The organism is Teredinibacter franksiae, assembly GCF_014218805.1.
Classification (GTDB): Bacteria; Pseudomonadota; Gammaproteobacteria; order Pseudomonadales; family Cellvibrionaceae; genus Teredinibacter; species Teredinibacter franksiae.
Genome location: NZ_JACJUV010000001.1, coordinates 1254481 through 1272453, shown reverse-complemented (window position 1 = coordinate 1272453; position 17973 = coordinate 1254481). Strand labels below are relative to the sequence as shown.

Sequence of the window (17973 nt, the reverse complement as noted above, 5' to 3'; positions counted from 1 at the left end):
CAATATGATGTTTAATTCGATGTGCCGTACTTCTCTAATATTTAAAATTTTTCTACTTGTCTCGCTCGTCTGGCTAACAGGGTGTAGTGCCTTCTTTGGTAAACACGGTGTTTTTCGCAGTCGCGGCAACGATTATCTTGCAGCTTCAGCCATTGAGCCGTTGCAACTGCCAGCTGAGATTGAGAGCGTGCCAACTCAGCAGATGTATCGCATACCTAGTGTGCACTCGTTGGACGAGTTTGGCGACCCGGTTAATCTTCGAGAATACAAAGTGCCGCGCCCCTTACCGATGGGTGATAAAGGTGACGTCGGTGTAAAAATTCAAAAGCTTAGCGGTAGTCGCTGGATATACCTTAACGCCTCTACGGCCCAAGTATGGCCACGTACCCAGTACTTTCTTTCCCAGTTCGATCTGGCCGTGGCGGCTAGCAATGCTTCGGCAGGGCTGATTGAAACTGACTGGTTACAATTTAAAGACGACACAGAGACCGGTGTGCGTTTTCAGATTAAATTGTCTAAAGGCATGCACCCAGAAACCACCGAAATTCATGTGTTGCAGATGCAGCGCAGTCAGGCGTCTTTGCGCGCAGGAGAAGTGAATGTCGCCTGGCCGCAGGTCTCTGATGACCCGAAGCGCGAGGCTTGGTTACTGGAAGAGTTAGCGAACACACTAGCGGAGACCGTCGACAATAACGCGGCGTCGTTGCTAGGGCAGAATGTAGGCGGCGATCTAAAAGCCGGTTTTGTTCGCTTTGAAGATGAACCCACGCTACAGATCCGGTTAACGCAGGAGCGCGCCTGGGCAACGGTGGCTCATTCGGCCAATAAAGAAGGCTTTAAAACTTGGGAGGCCGATGCTAAGCGGGGCGTTATATACTTAGGTTATGCGCCTTACGATGAAGACGGTCCGGGTTTCTTTAGTAGCCTCAGCTTCTGGAGTTCTGATGAAGAGCTGCCCGAACAAGCTGCCCACTCTATGCAGGAAGTACTGTCCAACTTAAGTGCGAGCGCAACGGTTAAATCGCGTTTTTCCGAGATAGAAGGCGCAGCGTTTTCTGACTCCAAGCTAGAAGACCCACAAAGCTATTTGTTGGTTCTTTATCGACACCAGTCTGAAACGATGGTGAATATCCGTAATGCTCACGGCGAACGTCTGCCAGACGATATTGCTAAAGACTTTCTTCGGTTGTTAAGAAAGAACTTGATTTAAGGCGGCTATTTGGCTTTGCAGTTTGCAACGGTAGGCAGTGGCAGCAAGGGCAACGCCTGCCTGGTGAAAAGCCGTGAGAGCCTGATTTTAGTTGATTGCGGCTTCGCGGTTCGGGAGCTTGGCCGTCGGCTTGAGATCCTTGACGTATCTCTAGAGGACATTAGTGCCGTTCTCGTTACCCACGAACATTCAGATCATTGCAAGGGCGTTGGTGCTCTAGCTCGTCAGCTGAAGCTGCCGGTCTATATGACGCCTGGCACTCAGCTAGGTAGGGATTTCGGGCGTATTCCCAATATGAACCTCATTGTTGGCTACAGCCAGTTTACCGTGGGCGATATCACTGTATCTCCTGTAGCTGTGCCCCATGATGCTCGAGAGCCGGCACAATTTATATTTGAGTCTGGGGGCAGAAAGCTCGGCGTACTAACCGACCTAGGCAGTATTACGCCGCATATTCTGGCAGCCTATAGTCATTGCGACGGATTGTTGCTGGAGGCAAACCACGACTCTCAGTTGTTGGCGCAGGGACCCTACCCTTGGTCACTAAAGCAGCGAGTGGCCGGAGACTGGGGGCACTTGAATAATTCCCAGGCGGTAGAGTTTCTGGAAATGGCGAGTATGCCCACGCTGTCTACTTTGGTGGTTGGCCATATCAGCGAAAAAAATAACTGCCTTTCGGTTGTTCGAGAAGCCTTTGCGAGTACCTCTTTCCAGAAAAATATTCATTTTGCGGCTCAAGGTCATCCCTCCGAATGGTTTGAGCTTGGCGTATAAAGCTACTTTTCGGGAGCAGGTGTTACTGCGCCGTAATACATTTGTAACTGGGTCTCTGTAAAGGCTGGATTAATATGGAATTCAGAGTCGATATGGCGCTTTATCACTTGCGTAATGTGTCATAAATGTGAGTGAAAAATGAAAATGTTGCCAGAGTAAGTGGCCACTCTCTCTTCGCGCCGCTAAATAGGCTTAAAAATCTTTTCCACAAAGCGTTACAAATTGCAACACCAGAAACCGTGAAACGTATAAATCGTTGCCTGGCGCTTTTGATATAGCGTAACTCATTGAAAAATAAGCAATATTTCAAATTGGTTAAAATCCCGCCAACCTAAGGTGGAGTGAGAATGCTTGCCTTATAGAGGCAGGTGTAAAGAGATTTACCACAGAGTTATCCACAGGAATTGTGGATAAGAATAACGCCCTTAGCGAGCCAGAAGCTGTTAATCGGTTGCCTATGGACTAAGCTTAATGGGATACACAATGTTAATAAAATTAAGGAGATCACTGCGTGGACGAAAGACGACAATATGAGCGCAAAGCAACGTCTATTCGTGTTGAAATTATCCACCCCGCCTTTGGCACAATTATTGGTTTCGCGCGTGATATTTCAGATGGTGGAGCGCAGGTGAGCATTGAGAACAATCCACCACCGCCTGTGGGCACTATAGTCGCGGTTAAATTCCGTAAAGCCATTGGCCCCATCAACGAAGAGCCGGTGTCCATGAGGGTGATGCACTCCAATCGAAATACCGTTGGGTTGATGTTTACGGGCTAACGACCGAGTGCTGACCTTTTCACCGGTGTATTTGGCTGAAGCGTTTACCTACTTGCCTAATTGATATCAAACGGCTTTCAGTCTGCGCCCTATAGGCAGCGCTCTTACTCATCGAGTTTGCAGTGCTTTGGGCTATGGAGCTCTAGTTTGGTGTTGGCGTTGCTCCAATTTAGGCTGTTGCAACTGAGATTCAGATTTGCCTCTAGATTTAAATAGCTAAGGTGTTTGAGCTTTTTCAGGTGACTGGCGTCGATAATGTTGTTTGCAGCGAGGTTCAGTTGGCGCAATTGGGGCAGTTGGATGAGGGGGGCCAAATCTGTAATTTGATTTTGGCTTAGGCCTAGGCTTTCGAGTTCGCTAAAAATTTCTAGGCCGGCAAGTGATTGAATCTGACCGGGACCACACTGCAGCTGGCGTAGTTGTGTTGCGCGACTGACACGGCCTTCCCGTAGAGCACTTTTTACACAGTTATCCAATGCTTTGTCGGCCAAATTTACAGAGCGCCTGAACTCTGTCGGGTCATACATCGTCTTTTCGTTCAAAGTGACTTCGTACTGACTGCAGCTGGTGATGGCGATAAGCGCAATGCATTTCAATGACGTAAAGAATGGCGACTTAAAGCGCAGATAAGGGGATGATGTTGTCATAGAATGGTTATCCTGGGCCTGGGGTGTTGGTTAGAACTCAGAGGTTTCTTAAATTTTATCATTAACATGTTGTTGCTTCGGAGGAATTATGAACCGGTTGTATCTCGTTTGTCTGTTTGGCTTACTTTATGGTTGTACCAGTATTGACCCTTACACAGGTGAACAAAAGGCCAGTAATACGGCGAAAGGGGCGGGTATTGGCGCGGTTGCTGGTGCTGTTCTTGGTGCGGCCACTGCCGACAAAGACGATCGTGATAAGGCGATTTTAACCGGTGCTGTGGCGGGTGCGGCTGTGGGCGGCGGTATTGGCTACTATATGGACCGCCAAGAGGCGAAGCTTCGCCAAGAGCTGCAGGGCTCTGGTGTGCAGGTACGCCGTGAAGGCAATACAATTCACCTCGTCATGCCGGGTAATATTACCTTTGCCACTTCTCGATATGAGATTAAATCCCGGTTTTATCCGGTTTTGGATTCCGTAAGCAAGGTGCTTGTTGAGTTCAAAAAAACGGCCATTATGGTGTCTGGCCATACCGATTCCACCGGTTCTTTGGAGACGAACCAAACCTTGAGTGAGCAGCGTGCAAGCAGTGTTCGTCAATATTTAATCCAGCGCCAAATAGCCTCCGGTCGAATACATGCTGTTGGCTACGGCCCACGCTATCCCATGGATACCAACTCTACCGCTGCTGGGCGTGAGCAGAATCGACGAGTGGAGCTAAAGCTGGAAGCGCTTGAGTAAGAAGTAATGAACGTAGGCGGAGGGTAGGTGTGTGATAGGGTTAGCTGTTGGGGCTTTACTGATTTTGGTGGGCGTGTTTAATCTCAGTTTTCCTGAGTTGATACGTACGCTTAAAGCTAATGACCTTCCCCAATGGGAGGCCCTAGGTTCTCCGCCGCCATACGCATTTCACAAAACTGTTGGTGTTGTTAGTTGGGTGTTGGCGCATGGCTATAAAAATTCCTTCAGCGCAGAGATAGTGCATGAAGGTGAAAGCGCGTTGAAAAAAGCTGTTTTCGCCAAGTACGCGCTTATAACGGGTGTGCTCTGCTTGGGTTTGGGTTTTATCGGTATCCTTAGCTAGCAGGGTTGTGATCGCGGTATTGGAACTTTTTTCGTGAGCTTATGAATTCGAGCCAGTTGATGTTGCCGTCTCTATCTTCTATTGATGTTATGTTTGTTTCTACTGTACGGCCTTCCGTACACGGTTCAGTTTTCGCACGCGTTTTTTAGCTGTCGCTCTTGTTTCCTTTGTAGTTTTTCTTTGCGGTCAAAGGCTAGGGGCGCTTAGCAGCTCAGATGGTGCGATATTATGGCGTCTTGCCATATTGCCGTCGTCTGCGCTTCGTGTATTATCGCCTTGTCATTAAAAAACGCCTCACTAATTCAATGTCAAAACCAATAGACAAACGGCAGGACGACTCATGACAGAACACAACCCCTATTCAGCCCCGAATGCAGCACCAGAGTTAGGAGAGGAAAGCTACCAACCAAAAATTTTTAGTTTTGGAGGACGGATAGGCCGCTTGAGATACCTTACCTATTCCATGATTTACAACGTAGTGTTGTATTTTGTGGTGGGAATTGCAGCTGCTGTATTCCTTCCTATGCTTTCTGAGGGCAATATGGTTTTAGGTATTGCGCTAGTGTTATTTTATATTGCCGCTCTTGCGATGTTTGTTGTTCTGGCAAGCCGACGGTTGCACGATTTGGATAAATCGGCATGGTTGTTGTTGCTTTTTATTGTGCCACTGGCCAATTTAATTCTGGCTTTGTATATGATTTTTGCATCGGGTACGGAAGGATCGAATAAATTTGGTTTGGCACCAGTAAAAAACCATCCGGCCCTGTGGTTGGGTTTGCTCGGACCATTTGTCTTTATGGGCATTCTGGCTGCAGTCGCTGTGCCTGCCTACCAAGACTATGTTGAGCGCGCAAAAGCGGCGCAAATGCCTTAAATTCAGCTAGGTCATGCAAGTGCCCCACTCCTTCGAGTCTACGTTGGTGGCTGCGATGGTTTAGGTAAACGTTTCATGCAGAGTGAGATGCCTTAAGCGGTAAATTGTCTCACTCAAAGCTTCCAGTGCCTTCCCTTGTCGGGCCTAATTCGTACCCCTCCCGTGTTCTGATTGTTGTTATTTGCTAAGGGCGGGTGCTTTCATTTCCTAGCCGTCTCGATCTTTAGAGGCTGGTAAGCAGCTTAAATTCCCATTTTATGACGCGGCCCCTGTCGATCTCACCGATTCCCCAAGTACAACTTTCCGAAAAAGCGTGAATTGCTACTTTTTGAACCTATCTATTTCCGAATCTGGCATCTCTTTGAGTGAATCGTTTCTTACACTAGATATTGGGTTTGCGACGTTCTAAACGTGTATTGGCTATTATTTGGGATTTTTATGGATAGATATAACAACAAATACCGGGTGAGCGGCTGCTCTTTATTGGCCGCTATGCTTACGTTTCTTTTTCTTACGGCTTGCGAGCAACCGGATAGCGCTATTGTTGCGGAAGGACGTTTGGGTGAGAAAGAGGAGCGTAATCCCGAACGCTGGCCTCGCTTAAATTTGCCTGTACAAGACTTAGTCGAGATGGAGGAGAAATTTACCGAGCTGCTTACCACCATGAGTGTGGAGCAGAAAGTGGCCGAGGTCATTCAGCCGGAAATTCGTGATGTTACAGTCGATGACATGCGTAGCTATGGATTTGGGTCTTATTTTAATGGTGGTGGGTCCTTTGCAGGAAACAACAAACACGCAACCGTTGCGGACTGGGTGGCACTGGTCGAGGCTATGTACCAAGCATCAATCGATGATTCGCTAGACGGTATTGGTATTCCCACTATGTGGAGAACAGATGCTGTTCACGGTCACAACAATGTAATAGGCGCAACCATCTACCCAGACAACATTGGTCTGGGAGCGGCGCATAATTCGGAATTAATCAAAGAAATCGCGCTGGCCACAGCGGAAGAAGTGATGGCAACTGGAATTGATTGGGTTTTTGCGCCGACGTTGCCGTTGTGCGTGACGACCGCTGGGGTAGAACCTATGAGGGATATTCAGAGGACCCGGAGATAGTGCGTGCCTATTCTCAAAGTATTGTGGAGGGCTTACAGTGCAAGCCGTGCGAGGGCTTTCTCGGTGAGGATAGGGTTATCTCAACAATCAAACATTTTGTTGGAGGCGGTGACACTACCAACGGTGATGATCAAGGAGACAATCAAAGCTCGGAAGCTAAGTTGATTTCAATACATGCTCAGGGGTATTTTTCTGGCCTGGAAGCTGGCGCGCAAACGGTCATGGCTTCATTTAACAGTTGGCAGGGTGAGGAAATGCACGGTAGTCACTATATGCTGACCGAAGTACTGAAAGAACGCATGGGTTTTGATGGTCTCGTTGTGGGCGACTGGAATGGCCATGGCCAAATTCCAGGCTGCAGCAACAGTTCTTGCCCGCAGGCGCTAAACGCTGGAATGGATATTTTAATGGCACCCACCGCCACCTGGAATCCACTTTACGAAAACACAGTAGCACAGGTACAAAATGGGGAGATTCCCATGGTGCGACTGAACGATGCGGTAACCCGTATCCTACGGGTAAAAATGAGAGCAGGCTTATTTGAAAAAAAATCGCCAGCCAAACGTCCTCTAGCCGGTCAGACTTCTCTTATCGGCTCAGAAAAACATCGAGAAATTGCTCAGCGGGCAGTACGTCAATCGTTGGTGCTATAAAAAACAACCAAAATATTTTGCCACTTGCTCCGAAGCAGCGGGTTTTTGTGACCGGCGACTCAACTGGAAGTACACAACGCCGGGCAGTTGGGCTGGGGCAGGTGTACTCTCTTGGCAGCCCCTGGATATGAATTTATTCGAGCAGGGAGAACTGCGCTTCCACATTAAAACCTCGGCTGATATTAGCTTCCGTGTAGGCATTATCGATACTTACAGGGATCAATGTTTTGTGAGTTTCCTCGCTGGGCAGTCTTCAATAATCAATCGAGCCATCCATTTAGCGGATATTCAACCGCATCTGTTTTGGCTCATTGGGGTTCGTTACACTCTTTCTCCCTGCCTGCGAGCATTACCTCTTGCAGGCAGGGAGAGAGTAACGGAACCCTATACTCTCCTCCAATATAGCCGCTTAAGCATAGCCAGTTAGTGATTGCTCACATCTCTTCTGTGCCTTTAAAATAAAGAGTACTTGGATAGCTGTTTAGAGGCAGTGCTAAAAAATTAGCAGAAAAAGCTTGTGCCAGGAAATAGCATATGCTACTTTTTTAGCATGATGCTAAAAAAGTAGCAGGCAATTTAAGCAAACCCTTGGAGCCACTATGCCACCGCTTTCACATACTAACCTCAGTCGACGTGAACGGCAGATAATGGATGTGCTGTACGAATCTGCAGAGGCTTCCGCTCACGATGTTCAAGACAAAATACCTGATGCTCCAGGCTATTCCGCTGTGAGAGCGCTAATCGCCCGCTTGGTAGAGAAAGGGCTAGTGAGCTTTCGCCAGGAAGGCGCTAAGTATATTTATTTCCCTACAGTAGCCCAGAGCAAGGCGAGTTTGTCGGCTATTGAGCGCATTGTGAAAACTTTCTTTAAAGGCTCGCGGGCGAAGGCAATGAATGCCTTATTGGATTTGGATGGTGACGATTTATCTGCGCGTGAGATCGAAGAATTGGAGCGTAATATTGCGCGGATTAAATCTTTGAAAAAAGGCGAGGGTAAATAATCGTGTATCTGGATCTACTGCCTCTCATCAGTGACTACTGGTTAAAGCCGATGCTTGGGCTGGGGTTGGTGTTGTTGGTCATGCGTCGGCCGGCCTTTAGATCCGCTGCCTATTTACACTGTATTTTTCTTCTTTCTCTATTTGCCGTTGTACTGGCAACACTGTGGATTCCGGCATTACCTGAACTGGAATTAAATATAGTGCCTGAAAGTTGGGTACAGCAAATGCGCTTGCCTTTAGTTGGCGGGCAGGTAGGGAAAACCGATATGCCCTGGTTGTACTCAATGGCAGCGGTTTATTTGCTCGGCTTAAGCTGGTGTGCCAGTTATACCTACGCCAGCTGGCGCGCGGCCGCGAAGCTAACCCAACGAGCGAAAACGCCCGAAAAAACTGACGAAAAGCAATTGAATACTATCGTTAGCGAGCTTGCACAGATATTTAGACTGAAGCGGAAAAGTATTTGCTTCGCATTGAGCGACGACATTCAGTCGCCGTTGGTATGGAAATGGCGCTCACCCATCATTGTGCTACCTGTAAGCTACCGCTTGTGGACGGCAGACAGGTTACGGCGGGTACTGGCTCATGAACTGGCTCATATCGAAAGAAACGATTGGATTAGTAAAATTGTTACGAGAATTATTTGTATTTTCGCTTGGCCGTTGCCTTTTGTATGGCTGATCAGCAAGAAAATTAATTGGTATGCCGAGGTTGCCTGCGATGATCGCGTAATTGAATTACTGAATTGTCGTGGAGAGTATGCTGACGACTTATTGAGCCTAGCAACTGATCAAAAACTGTCGGTATTTGCCTTAAGTTACCTGCGCTCATCCGAGCTCTACCAAAGAATCAATATGGTGCTGGATCCTTGCCGAATGAAGAACAGCCCCAATTTTTATCGCCGGGTGATGCTGTTTTTGGGGTTAACGCTGGGTTTTGTTCCCATTGCCGCCACCCAATTGCATGCCGTTTCGTCGGTATCAGATATCTGGTACCCCTATCCAATTCAGGTGCCGTTATTAGTCGTACCAACGGAGTCGCCTATTGCCGATGGCAATGATCGTTTTGCATGGAATATTCGTCAGCAATTTTTGCAATCGAGAGGGCAAAAAGCGAAGCCGGTGGTGAAAGATGAAAGCGCGAGTGATGAAATACCGAAATCAGTAGCGGAGGTTATGCTGGCGCCACCGGCGGTAAGAGCTGATGAGGAATTTGTGGTGACGGCACCCATTAGGCGAAAAAATGGTTTGGCCGATGGCGTGAATCAGACCGTTAAACAAAACTCGATCCACGTACTCTCCCCGGCTGTGAGTATTCGCGGTTATATTCCCACCAAGATTGTGACACCCCGATACCCTAATAAGGCGTTAAAACGCAATATTACCGGTAGAGTTGTTGTTCGCTTTGATGTGAATGAAGACGGACATGTGACCAACCCTGAAGTTGTCGAAACCACTTCAGGAAAAATATTTAATCGTACAGTATTGGAGGCGATAGCAGAATTCAGGTTTACTCCTTTATCGTTGGATGGTGTACCTGTTATTACAAAAAATGTTCATGAAACATTTGTATTTTCCATGTAGCACGTGCTGACAAAAAATAGAAAGCTAACCTACAAAAGGACAAACGCTATGCGTAATTACCCTGTAGATAAAAACCAAACGTCGCTACTCGTTGCAACTGAAACTACCGGTTCGTCTCTGTGGCGATGGTTGCAGGTTGTTCCTCTCGCTATTCTTGTGACTTGCTGCCTGCTCATTTTTATGGAGCGACTAATTGCCATGGCCGATGTGGCCATCGATGAGAGCGAAACTATTATTATTGAAGACATTTATTGGGAAGAGCCGATAATAGAAACCATAAAGGAAAACCCTGTGAAAAAACAGGAGCCGGTTGAGCGCGCGCCGAATCGTCCCACAGAAACTGAACGTATTGAAGAGCAAGTTGAGATCTCTATTCCGGGAGAGGGGTTTAAATTGGAACCGGTAACCGGTGTTAATTTTGCTATGGGTTTTAATGTGCCTATCGCGCAATACCTCGGGGCGGCGAAATACCCTGCCAACGCCTTGCGTAGAGGTATAGAGGGTTATGTGGATGTGCGTTTTGACGTAACCGAGTACGGCGGTACCGATAATATCGAAGTGCTTCACGCAGACCCTCTTGGAGTGTTTGAAAAAGCTGCGGTTAGAGCCGTGGAGCGCTGGCGTTACCAGCCCAAAACCCACGAAGAAAAGCCCGTTCGTTTCGAGGGGATGATGCAACGCGTTCGCTTCGAGATGCAAAAGTAATTTGTCAGCAGTGCGCTTTGCACCCTCTGCGGAGGGTGCGTTTTTTAGCTTTTGTCAGAGAGTGAAGTTGTGTCTGTGGAAGGTGATGTTTAACCACCATAAGCGAAGGTGGGAGTATTGCGCGGCGAGGTTTTGCGGATGGTCAATACCTTGAAGGGGTAAGCGTCGGCTTTAGAGCACAAAATATATAGAGGTAACGAAATGAAAAAACATGGAAATTTAAAAGATGATAGTAGTGGCGTGGACTTAACTCCCTTGATGGATGTGGTATTTATTATGTTGATCTTTTTTATTGTCACCGCCTCATTTGTAAAAGAACATTCAATGGCGGTTTCTGTGCCGCCAAAAACTGACGGAGCGCTTTCCGTGGTAGTGCCTACGGTATTTACTGTAAGCCGTAATAATGAGATATCTGCCGAGAATCGTAGAGTGGATATTCGCTCGGTTCGAGCGTTAATCGCCCAGCGGGGAGCCGCCAGTAATGGCACAGCGGCCGTTGTCATTAATGCGCACGAGGCCGCTGCAGTGATAACCTATGTTGCTATAGTGGATGCAGCCTGGCAGGAAAATATTCACTCGGTTCCGGTTCGGGTATTTAGGTAATTTTAATGTTATTGAATTTTGTTGTTAGTTCTCCTCGTGAATGTACGAGGTATGCGCAGGCGCAGGCTTTTGCAGATCGCTATGGCTATGGTTTTTCTGACGGCCAAGCCCCCGAAACCGTGGGGTATACGCTTAGGTTTGACGACGAAACTGTAAACCTCTGCCAACGGCAAGGTAAAAAAACGATTTTTAGTCAGGTAGACTTTGTGGGTGGCCCCAAGGCCCACCGCCGTAAGTTTGGCGGTGGCAAGGGGCAGGCTATTGCCAAGGCCGTTGGCTTAAACAAAACAAAACAGCTGACTGTTCTGGATGCAACCGCGGGTATGGGCGGCGATGCCTTTGTGTTGGCTTCGCTGGGCTGTGAGGTGACGCTAGTTGAGCGGTCTCCGGTGGTACGAGCATTGCTGGCAGATGGCATTAGTCGTGCGCTAGCCAGTGATGATGAGGAGCTACAGGTGATTGTTGCGCGTATGCATTTGATCGAGGGCGATAGCATTGATTATCTGCAGAGGTTAGAACCAGCCAGTTTTAATGTGGTTTATCTCGACCCTATGTTCCCACAGAGGAAAAAATCGGCGGAAGTAAAAAAGGAAATGCAGTTTTTTCACGATATTGTCGGTGACGATGCCGACGCCGATAGCTTATTGTCGCCAGCGCTCAACATTGCAGAGAACCGAGTGGTGATAAAACGGCCAAAGGTAGCACCTTTTTTGGCAGCGCACGAGCCGGGGTATCAGTTGTTGGGAAAAGCCAATCGATTTGATATTTACCCGTTAAAAGCGTTCGGGTGACATTTATTTTGAACGGAAAAACCTGTATAGGCGTGCGATAAGCATCCGTATGTGCGCGAGCATAGCAACAATAAAGCCGCCAATGGCTATAAAAAGCCCCAGTAGCACGATAATTTCTTGCTTGGTGGAAGGTGGTAGGGTGCTATTAGCGAGGTAGATAATAATTAGGCCAACGGCAAAAAAAGTGGCGCCTGTACGAAATTGTTTAAATACTTGGCTCAGCGGCGCTGAATAGTGCTTTGAAAGTAATTCCTTAACGGCGGGCCAGGTAATTTTTTGCACGGGTTTATTCTTCTCCGCTTTCCAGCCAGCGATCGGCTGCTGTTTGATCACTGCCTTTTGCGTCGACCCAGTTACCGTTTTCTTTTTTCCAAAAAGGTGCCTGGGTTTTAAGGGTGTCCATAATATAGGCACAGGCTTCAAAGGCTTCTTTGCGGTGTTTACTGCTTACCCCCACGAATACGATTTGGTCGCCGGGTGAAAGTTTTCCGACGCGGTGAATAATCATTACTTTTTCCAGTTTCCACTTTCTTCGTGCTGTACGCTCTATCGTGTCGAGTACTTTTTCCGTCATACCGAGATAGTGTTGCAGCTCAAAATCGTTCGGTGATTCTGTAGTGTTTGCAAAGTCTCTTACAAGCCCCGCAAAAGTGACGATCGCACCGCTAATACCTTGGTCACGTAATAGTTTATACTCATCGGTGTGGCTAAAGTCTTCGATTTGGACACGGATCATTTTACCCTCCGGTTACCGGTGGGAAGAAAGCAACTTCGTCTGTGGGTTTAAGTGCCGCAGTGTGGTTACACAGTGTGTGGTTCACGGCGCATTTAACTGTTGATGCGTTTAAGGCTTCAGACCAGATATCGCCGCGAGCGGCGAGAGCCTGTATAAGTTCTGCAATGGTGGTGCAATTTGGCGATAGCGGATACTGTTCTTTCTCTGTGCCAAGTTGCTCGCCGAGGCTTGCAAAATACAGAATCGATATGTCTTGCGTTTGTTCAGTCATCTGCTTGCCAGTCCCCCGATTTGCCACCGGTTTTTTTCAGCAGCCGGGTATCGACAATCACCATGCCTTTATCGACAGCTTTACACATGTCATAAATAGTCAGGGCCGCTATCGAAGCGGCTGTGAGAGCTTCCATTTCCACACCGGTTTTGCCATCGAGCTGACAGATGGCTTCTATTACAACTGAATGGTTGTCGGCATCAGGGCTAATTTCTACACTGATTTTAGTGAGCATTAAGGGGTGGCAAAGTGGTATTAAATCGCTGCATTTCTTGGCTGCTTGTATGCCCGCAATGCGCGCAACGGCAAATACATCACCTTTTTTGTGTTTGCCTTCGGTAATCATTTGCAGCGTTTCTGGCAGCATTTTTACGGTGCTGCGTGCGCTGGCAACACGGTGACTAACGGCTTTGCCGCCAACGTCCACCATATGCGCTTCGCCTTTGTCATTCAGGTGCGTGAGTGTGACCATGGTGCTTTACCCTAATAGTTCTACCAAAATTTGCTGGTACATGTTGCTTAGCTTATCCAGGTCTTCTGCTTTTACACATTCGTTAATTTGATGAATTGTGGCATTTACGGGGCCGAGTTCGAGTACTTGAGCGCCTGTTGGTGCAATAAAACGACCATCGGATGTGCCGCCGGCCGTGGATAGTTGGGTGTTGCGACCGGTCACTTTTTTAATGGCATTCACAGCGGCATCAACAAGTTCGCCAGCAGCGGTCAAGAAAGGTTGCCCCGAAAGAGACCAATTAATGTCGTACTCGAAGTTGTGTTTTTGTAAGATTGTTTCGGCGCGTTCGCGTAATTGTTCGTCGGTTGTTTCGGTGGAGAAACGAAAGTTAAATATTATTTTTGCTTCACCGGGTATGACGTTCGTTGCACCGGTACCACTGTTAAAGTTTGATACCTGAAAACTCGTGGCGGGGAAAAAGTCGTTGCCTTCGTCCCAGTTTTCCGCTGCGAGTTCTGCCAGTGCCGGCGATACCAGGTGAATGGGGTTTTTGGCTAGGTGTGGGTAGGCCACGTGCCCTTGAATACCTTTTACGGTTAGTTCGCAGCCTAGGGAGCCTCGGCGACCATTCTTAATGATGTCGCCAACGTCTTTAGTGCTGGAGGGTTCGCCAACCAGACACCAACTGATTTTTTCGTTACGGGATTCCAGCCATTCTATGACTTTAACGGTACCATTAATGGCAATACCTTCTTCGTCGCTGGTAATTAAAAAGGCGATACGGCCGCTGTGGTTCGGGTATTCCGCTACAAAATTCTCGCAGGCGGTAATCATGGCCGCAAGGCTGCCTTTCATGTCGGCTGCGCCGCGACCATAGAGCATACCGTCTTTAATCGTGGGTTCAAAAGGCGGTGTTTGCCACTGGCGCTCATCACCGGTGGGAACCACGTCGGTATGACCGGCAAAGGCGAGTATTGGACCGCTCTCGCCCCGTATCGCCCAAAAATTATCAACATCGCCAAATCGCAGATGTTCAACCGAAAAACCGATGGCTTCTAGCCGCGTGATCATTAGCGCCTGGCAGCCGACATCTTCCGGAGTAACAGAGGCTTTTTCGATAAGTTGGCAGGCGAGCTGTAGGGTAGGGCTGGTCATAAAGTAAGGAATTCCGGTTAGAATTATGGCGGTTGAGCCGTGTGGCTAGTAGCGGTGTAAGTAGGAATGTGCCGAATTGAGTTGCGTCGCGCTCTACCGCTACCTAGCGGCAGAGCGCCGGTTTGTCTAATTATTCTTGTGCAACTCGTCGTTTAGGGCAATGGCAGATTTGTTAGTTTTACATTCAACGCCGCCGGTAACAGAATTGCGGCGGAACAGCAGGTCGTTTTTACCGGCGAGATCACGGGCTTTTACGGTTTCCACTGCGTTGTTTTTGTCGTCGAGTAGGGTTAATTTCGTGCCTGCGGTAATGTAAAGGCCAGATTCGACAATACAACGGTCTCCCAGCGGAATACCGGTACCGGCGTTGGCGCCAATCAAGCATTCTTTCCCTACGGAAATAACGATGTTACCACCGCCAGAAAGGGTGCCCATGGTTGAGCAACCGCCCCCTAGGTCTGAGCCCTCACCTACGGTCACGCCGGAGGATATTCGCCCTTCTACCATGCTGGTGCCTAGAGTACCGGCATTGAAGTTAACAAAACCTTCGTGCATGACGGTGGTACCTTCACCTATATGGGCCCCGAGCCTAACGCGTGATGTATCGGCAATACGTACTCCCTTGGGGATCACGTAGTTGGTCATTTTGGGGAATTTGTCGATGCAATCTACATCTAATAGGCGGCCACGAGAGCGGGCCTTTAGCTGGCGTGCTGGCAGCTCTTCTATGTCGATGGCGCCGCGGTTTGTCCAGGCAACGTTAGGCAATACACCAAACAGGCCGGTAAGGTTGGTGCCGTGGGGCTTCACTAAGCGATGCGATAGCAGGTGCAATTTCAGGTAACCTTCAGGCACCGAGGTAGGGCCTTCGTCACTTTCCAGTAAAGTGGCGACAGCTGGGCGGATGCTGGAGCGCAGTGTTGCGCAAAGTTCTGCCAGTTCCTCTGCGCCAGCTTCATGCAGCGCACTCCCTAGGTTTGCGGTCATTTCCAGTGTTAGTTGGATGGCTTTGTTACCCCCGGTGTAATCCAGTGCTTTTACAGCGGCGTTTACAATACTTTCGCTGGGGTTGAGCAATGGTTGTGGGTAGAAAACTTCCAGCCATTCGCCTTTACTGTTCTGGGTGCCTATGCCCAGGCCGAGACTGTAGAGTTTGGTCATTTGAGATCCTTAGTCAGAGCATGTGTTTAAGTGGCTGAGGGCGCCTGTGCGCACTTAGCCCAATATTTCAGTATAGTTTTTATCACTGAAGCCGACCTGGGTGCCATTACTGTAGCTAAGCACTGGGCGTTTTATCAGTGTGGGATTTTGCAGCACAATATCTATGATATCACCACGCATAATTTGTGCCTTTTCGGCTTCACTTAGCTGTTTCCAGGTGGTGCTGCGCTTATTTATCAGTGTGTCTACGCCCTGTTCCGATAACCACGATTTCACCGTGGTTGCGGTTAACCCCTGTTCACGAAAATCGTGAAATTGGTACTCGAGGCCTTTGCCTTCTAGCCATTTGCGGGCTTTCTTAACGGTATCGCAGTTTTTAATCCCGTAAAGGGTGAGTGTAGCCATGGGTTACCTGCCAAAATTTGCGGGCGCATATGATAGCAAATTTGGCGCGCGGCTTCATTACCACTGGCAGGCTAGATGGCGGTTTGTTTGAGCGGCTTACTCAGGCTTTTTTGGTTACTTTTGCGTGTTTACGGTTCGGGTAGCAGGTTGTACAGATAGGGCACACTCTACCATCACAGCCGCGCGCGCTGCAGTACTCACGTCCATAGTAAATAATCTGCAGGTGCAGATCGTTCCAGGTTTCTACTGGAAATAGACGTTTAAGGTCCTTTTCTGTTTGGGTAACATTTTTTCCGTTAGTGAGCCCCCATCGTTGGGCGAGACGATGTATGTGGGTGTCGACAGGAAAGGAGGCTTCGCCAAAGGCCTGAGCCATAACAACACTGGCGGTTTTGTGGCCCACACCGGGAAGCTTCTCTAGCTCCTCCATGTCGCCGGGCACTTCGCCGTTGTGTTGTTGCACCAATATTTCGGATAGCTTCTGTATGGCTTTCGATTTTTGTGGCGATAAGCCGCAGGGGCGGATAATGGCCCTTATGTCATCAACCGTTTGTTTGGCCATGTCGTAACAGTTGTCGGCCAGCTGCCAAAGTTTGGGTGTTATTTGATTCACTCGTTCGTCGGTACATTGGGCCGAGAGTAAAACGGCTACCAACAGGGTGTAGGTGTCTACGTGATTCAGTGGAATGGGTGGGTTGGGGTAGAGTCTTTCAAGCTCTGCGGCTATGTAATTAACGCGTTCTTGTTTTAGCATGGTATTAAAATTGGTTACAGAAGCCCTTGATGCGCAGGGCGGCTTGTTCGCATTCCTGCAGAGACGCTACCAGCGCCATACGTATCCGGTTTTCACCGGGGTTGCCGGTTTCGGTATCACGTGCGAGGTAGCTGCCGGGGAGAACAGTAATATGGGTTTGCTCAAATAGTTGTTGCGTGAACGCCTTGTCGCAAATGGGTGTTTTTGGCCAAAGGTAAAAGCTGGCGTCGGGTGCCTGAACGGAAAGACAGCCATCGAGTATTTCCAGTACACGCGAAAATTTTTGCCGATATAAATCACGGTTGGCCATTACGTGGGTTTCGTCGTCCCAGGCGGCAATACTAGCGAGCTGGGTGTGCACGGGCATAGCAGAGCCGTGATAGGTACGGTATTTCAAAAAGTCACTGAGTATGTCGGCATCACCTGCGACAAAGCCAGACCGCAACCCCGGAAGGTTGGAGCGTTTTGATAAGCTGTGGAACACCACGCAGCGTTGGTAGTGGTGGCGACCCATTTCGGCGCAGGCCTGTAATAAACCTGGGGGTGGATTTCGCTCATCAAAATACAGTTCGGAATAGCATTCATCACTGGCAATAATAAAGTCGTATTTGTCGGCTAGTTTTATCAGCGCTTGAAGCTGTTCCACCGTCATTACCGCGCCTGTGGGGTTTCCTGGGGTGCAAATAAATAGCAACTGACAGTTTTGCCACGTTTGCTCGTCTACCTGGCTGTAATCTGCTAGGTAACCATTTTCTTCTGTGCAATTGAGGAATACAGGTTCAGCGCCGGCAAGTATGGCTGCGCCTTCGTAGATCTGATAGAAGGGGTTGGGCATTAATACCTTTGTCGCATCTTTTGTTTTGTCTACACATGTTTGCACGAACGCGAATAGCGCTTCTCGTGTTCCGTTCACCGGCAAAATATTTTTTTCTGGGCAGAGGCTTTGTGTCGGTAGCTGAAATCGCTGGCTTGCCCAGCAGCTAATGCTTTGGCGAAGCTCCGGCAGGCCTTTTGTTAAGGGGTAGTTTGCCACCCGGTGCAGTTGACTGCTGAGTGCCTGCAAAACGAAAGCCGGTGGCTTGTGTTTTGGCTCGCCGATAGAAAGGGCAATGGGTGCGAGTTCGGTCGGTGGTGTTATACCCCCTTTTAATTTGTTTAATTTCTCAAAGGGGTAGGGGTGTAGATTTTGCAGGCAAGGGTTCATGTTTGGTTCTCAATAA

General features: G+C 48.6%; 22 protein-coding genes and 1 pseudogene. 13 read left to right on the top strand and 10 right to left on the bottom strand.

Features of this window, described 5'->3' with window-relative positions; all coding sequences use genetic code 11:
* Positions 1 to 4 precede the first annotated feature (4 nt).
* The 3 genes from H5336_RS05095 (at position 5) to H5336_RS05085 (ending at position 2762) form a co-directional block, all read left to right on the top strand.
* On the top strand, positions 5 to 1210 hold the full coding sequence (locus H5336_RS05095; protein ID WP_246439035.1) for an NlpB/DapX family lipoprotein: 1206 nt from the start codon (positions 5 to 7) through the stop codon (positions 1208 to 1210).
* Positions 1211 to 1219: 9 nt separating this feature from the next.
* Complete coding sequence (locus H5336_RS05090) at positions 1220 to 1984, top strand: MBL fold metallo-hydrolase (protein WP_185232023.1); 765 nt, start codon at positions 1220 to 1222, stop codon at positions 1982 to 1984.
* A 511-nt stretch (positions 1985 to 2495) separates the two neighbouring features.
* Entirely contained in the window at positions 2496 to 2762 is a 267-nt protein-coding gene (locus tag H5336_RS05085; RefSeq protein WP_185232020.1) for a PilZ domain-containing protein, read from the top strand.
* 104 nt (positions 2763 to 2866) lie between these two features.
* Here the strand turns inward: H5336_RS05085 and H5336_RS05080 are convergent, their stop codons facing one another.
* On the bottom strand, positions 2867 to 3409 hold the full coding sequence (locus H5336_RS05080) for a leucine-rich repeat domain-containing protein (protein WP_185232018.1): 543 nt from the start codon (positions 3407 to 3409) through the stop codon (positions 2867 to 2869).
* An 88-nt stretch (positions 3410 to 3497) separates the two neighbouring features.
* Between H5336_RS05080 and H5336_RS05075 the strand changes: the two genes are divergently transcribed.
* The 10 genes and pseudogenes from H5336_RS05075 to H5336_RS05030 all read left to right on the top strand — a co-directional run bounded on the left by H5336_RS05075 (position 3498) and on the right by H5336_RS05030 (position 11817).
* The gene (locus H5336_RS05075) at positions 3498 to 4148 is read left to right on the top strand and encodes a YiaD family glycine zipper/OmpA-like lipoprotein (RefSeq protein WP_185232015.1); all 651 of its coding nucleotides are present in this window, start codon (positions 3498 to 3500) and stop codon (positions 4146 to 4148) included.
* A 31-nt stretch (positions 4149 to 4179) separates the two neighbouring features.
* Complete coding sequence (locus H5336_RS05070; RefSeq protein ID WP_185232013.1) at positions 4180 to 4491, top strand: hypothetical protein; 312 nt, start codon at positions 4180 to 4182, stop codon at positions 4489 to 4491.
* A gap of 340 nt (positions 4492 to 4831) precedes the next feature.
* On the top strand, positions 4832 to 5365 hold the full coding sequence (locus H5336_RS05065) for a DUF805 domain-containing protein (protein WP_185232011.1): 534 nt from the start codon (positions 4832 to 4834) through the stop codon (positions 5363 to 5365).
* A gap of 438 nt (positions 5366 to 5803) precedes the next feature.
* Positions 5804 to 7137: pseudogene (locus H5336_RS23725) on the top strand (glycoside hydrolase family 3 protein).
* 127 nt (positions 7138 to 7264) lie between these two features.
* The gene (locus H5336_RS05055) at positions 7265 to 7564 is read left to right on the top strand and encodes a hypothetical protein (RefSeq protein ID WP_185232009.1); all 300 of its coding nucleotides are present in this window, start codon (positions 7265 to 7267) and stop codon (positions 7562 to 7564) included.
* A gap of 172 nt (positions 7565 to 7736) precedes the next feature.
* Positions 7737 to 8138, top strand: a complete 402-nt coding sequence (locus H5336_RS05050) for a BlaI/MecI/CopY family transcriptional regulator (RefSeq protein WP_185232007.1) — start codon at positions 7737 to 7739, stop codon at positions 8136 to 8138.
* Between the two features lie 2 nt (positions 8139 to 8140).
* Positions 8141 to 9718: a M56 family metallopeptidase gene (locus H5336_RS05045; RefSeq protein ID WP_185232005.1), complete on the top strand. Its 1578-nt coding sequence runs from the start codon at positions 8141 to 8143 to the stop codon at positions 9716 to 9718.
* A 48-nt stretch (positions 9719 to 9766) separates the two neighbouring features.
* Complete coding sequence (locus H5336_RS05040; protein WP_185232003.1) at positions 9767 to 10423, top strand: energy transducer TonB; 657 nt, start codon at positions 9767 to 9769, stop codon at positions 10421 to 10423.
* 201 nt (positions 10424 to 10624) lie between these two features.
* Positions 10625 to 11026, top strand: coding sequence for an ExbD/TolR family protein (locus H5336_RS05035; protein ID WP_185232001.1), 402 nt, complete (start codon positions 10625 to 10627; stop codon positions 11024 to 11026).
* A 5-nt stretch (positions 11027 to 11031) separates the two neighbouring features.
* Positions 11032 to 11817, top strand: coding sequence for a class I SAM-dependent methyltransferase (locus H5336_RS05030; protein ID WP_185231999.1), 786 nt, complete (start codon positions 11032 to 11034; stop codon positions 11815 to 11817).
* A gap of 3 nt (positions 11818 to 11820) precedes the next feature.
* Here the strand turns inward: H5336_RS05030 and H5336_RS05025 are convergent, their stop codons facing one another.
* From H5336_RS05025 to dapC, 9 genes are all read right to left on the bottom strand, one after another.
* Complete coding sequence (locus H5336_RS05025) at positions 11821 to 12099, bottom strand: hypothetical protein (protein WP_313556276.1); 279 nt, start codon at positions 12097 to 12099, stop codon at positions 11821 to 11823.
* Between the two features lie 4 nt (positions 12100 to 12103).
* Positions 12104 to 12553, bottom strand: a complete 450-nt coding sequence (locus H5336_RS05020) for a molybdenum cofactor biosynthesis protein MoaE (RefSeq protein ID WP_185231997.1) — start codon at positions 12551 to 12553, stop codon at positions 12104 to 12106.
* A gap of 1 nt (position 12554) precedes the next feature.
* Positions 12555 to 12824, bottom strand: coding sequence for a molybdopterin converting factor subunit 1 (gene moaD, locus H5336_RS05015; protein ID WP_185231995.1), 270 nt, complete (start codon positions 12822 to 12824; stop codon positions 12555 to 12557).
* Positions 12817 to 13296 carry a cyclic pyranopterin monophosphate synthase MoaC gene (gene moaC, locus H5336_RS05010; protein ID WP_185231993.1) on the bottom strand — a complete coding sequence of 160 codons (480 nt, stop codon included), beginning with the start codon at positions 13294 to 13296 and terminating at the stop codon, positions 12817 to 12819. Before moaC ends, moaD begins: the two co-directional genes overlap by 8 nt.
* Before the next feature lie 6 nt (positions 13297 to 13302).
* The gene (gene dapE / locus H5336_RS05005; RefSeq protein WP_185231991.1) at positions 13303 to 14433 is read right to left on the bottom strand and encodes a succinyl-diaminopimelate desuccinylase; all 1131 of its coding nucleotides are present in this window, start codon (positions 14431 to 14433) and stop codon (positions 13303 to 13305) included.
* Between the two features lie 126 nt (positions 14434 to 14559).
* Complete coding sequence (dapD, locus tag H5336_RS05000; RefSeq protein WP_185231989.1) at positions 14560 to 15594, bottom strand: 2,3,4,5-tetrahydropyridine-2,6-dicarboxylate N-succinyltransferase; 1035 nt, start codon at positions 15592 to 15594, stop codon at positions 14560 to 14562.
* A 54-nt stretch (positions 15595 to 15648) separates the two neighbouring features.
* On the bottom strand, positions 15649 to 15999 hold the full coding sequence (locus H5336_RS04995) for an ArsC family reductase (RefSeq protein ID WP_185231987.1): 351 nt from the start codon (positions 15997 to 15999) through the stop codon (positions 15649 to 15651).
* Between the two features lie 100 nt (positions 16000 to 16099).
* Complete coding sequence (gene nth, locus H5336_RS04990) at positions 16100 to 16753, bottom strand: endonuclease III (protein ID WP_185231985.1); 654 nt, start codon at positions 16751 to 16753, stop codon at positions 16100 to 16102.
* Between the two features lie 4 nt (positions 16754 to 16757).
* The gene (dapC, locus tag H5336_RS04985) at positions 16758 to 17957 is read right to left on the bottom strand and encodes a succinyldiaminopimelate transaminase (RefSeq protein ID WP_185231983.1); all 1200 of its coding nucleotides are present in this window, start codon (positions 17955 to 17957) and stop codon (positions 16758 to 16760) included.
* Positions 17958 to 17973 lie beyond the last annotated feature (16 nt).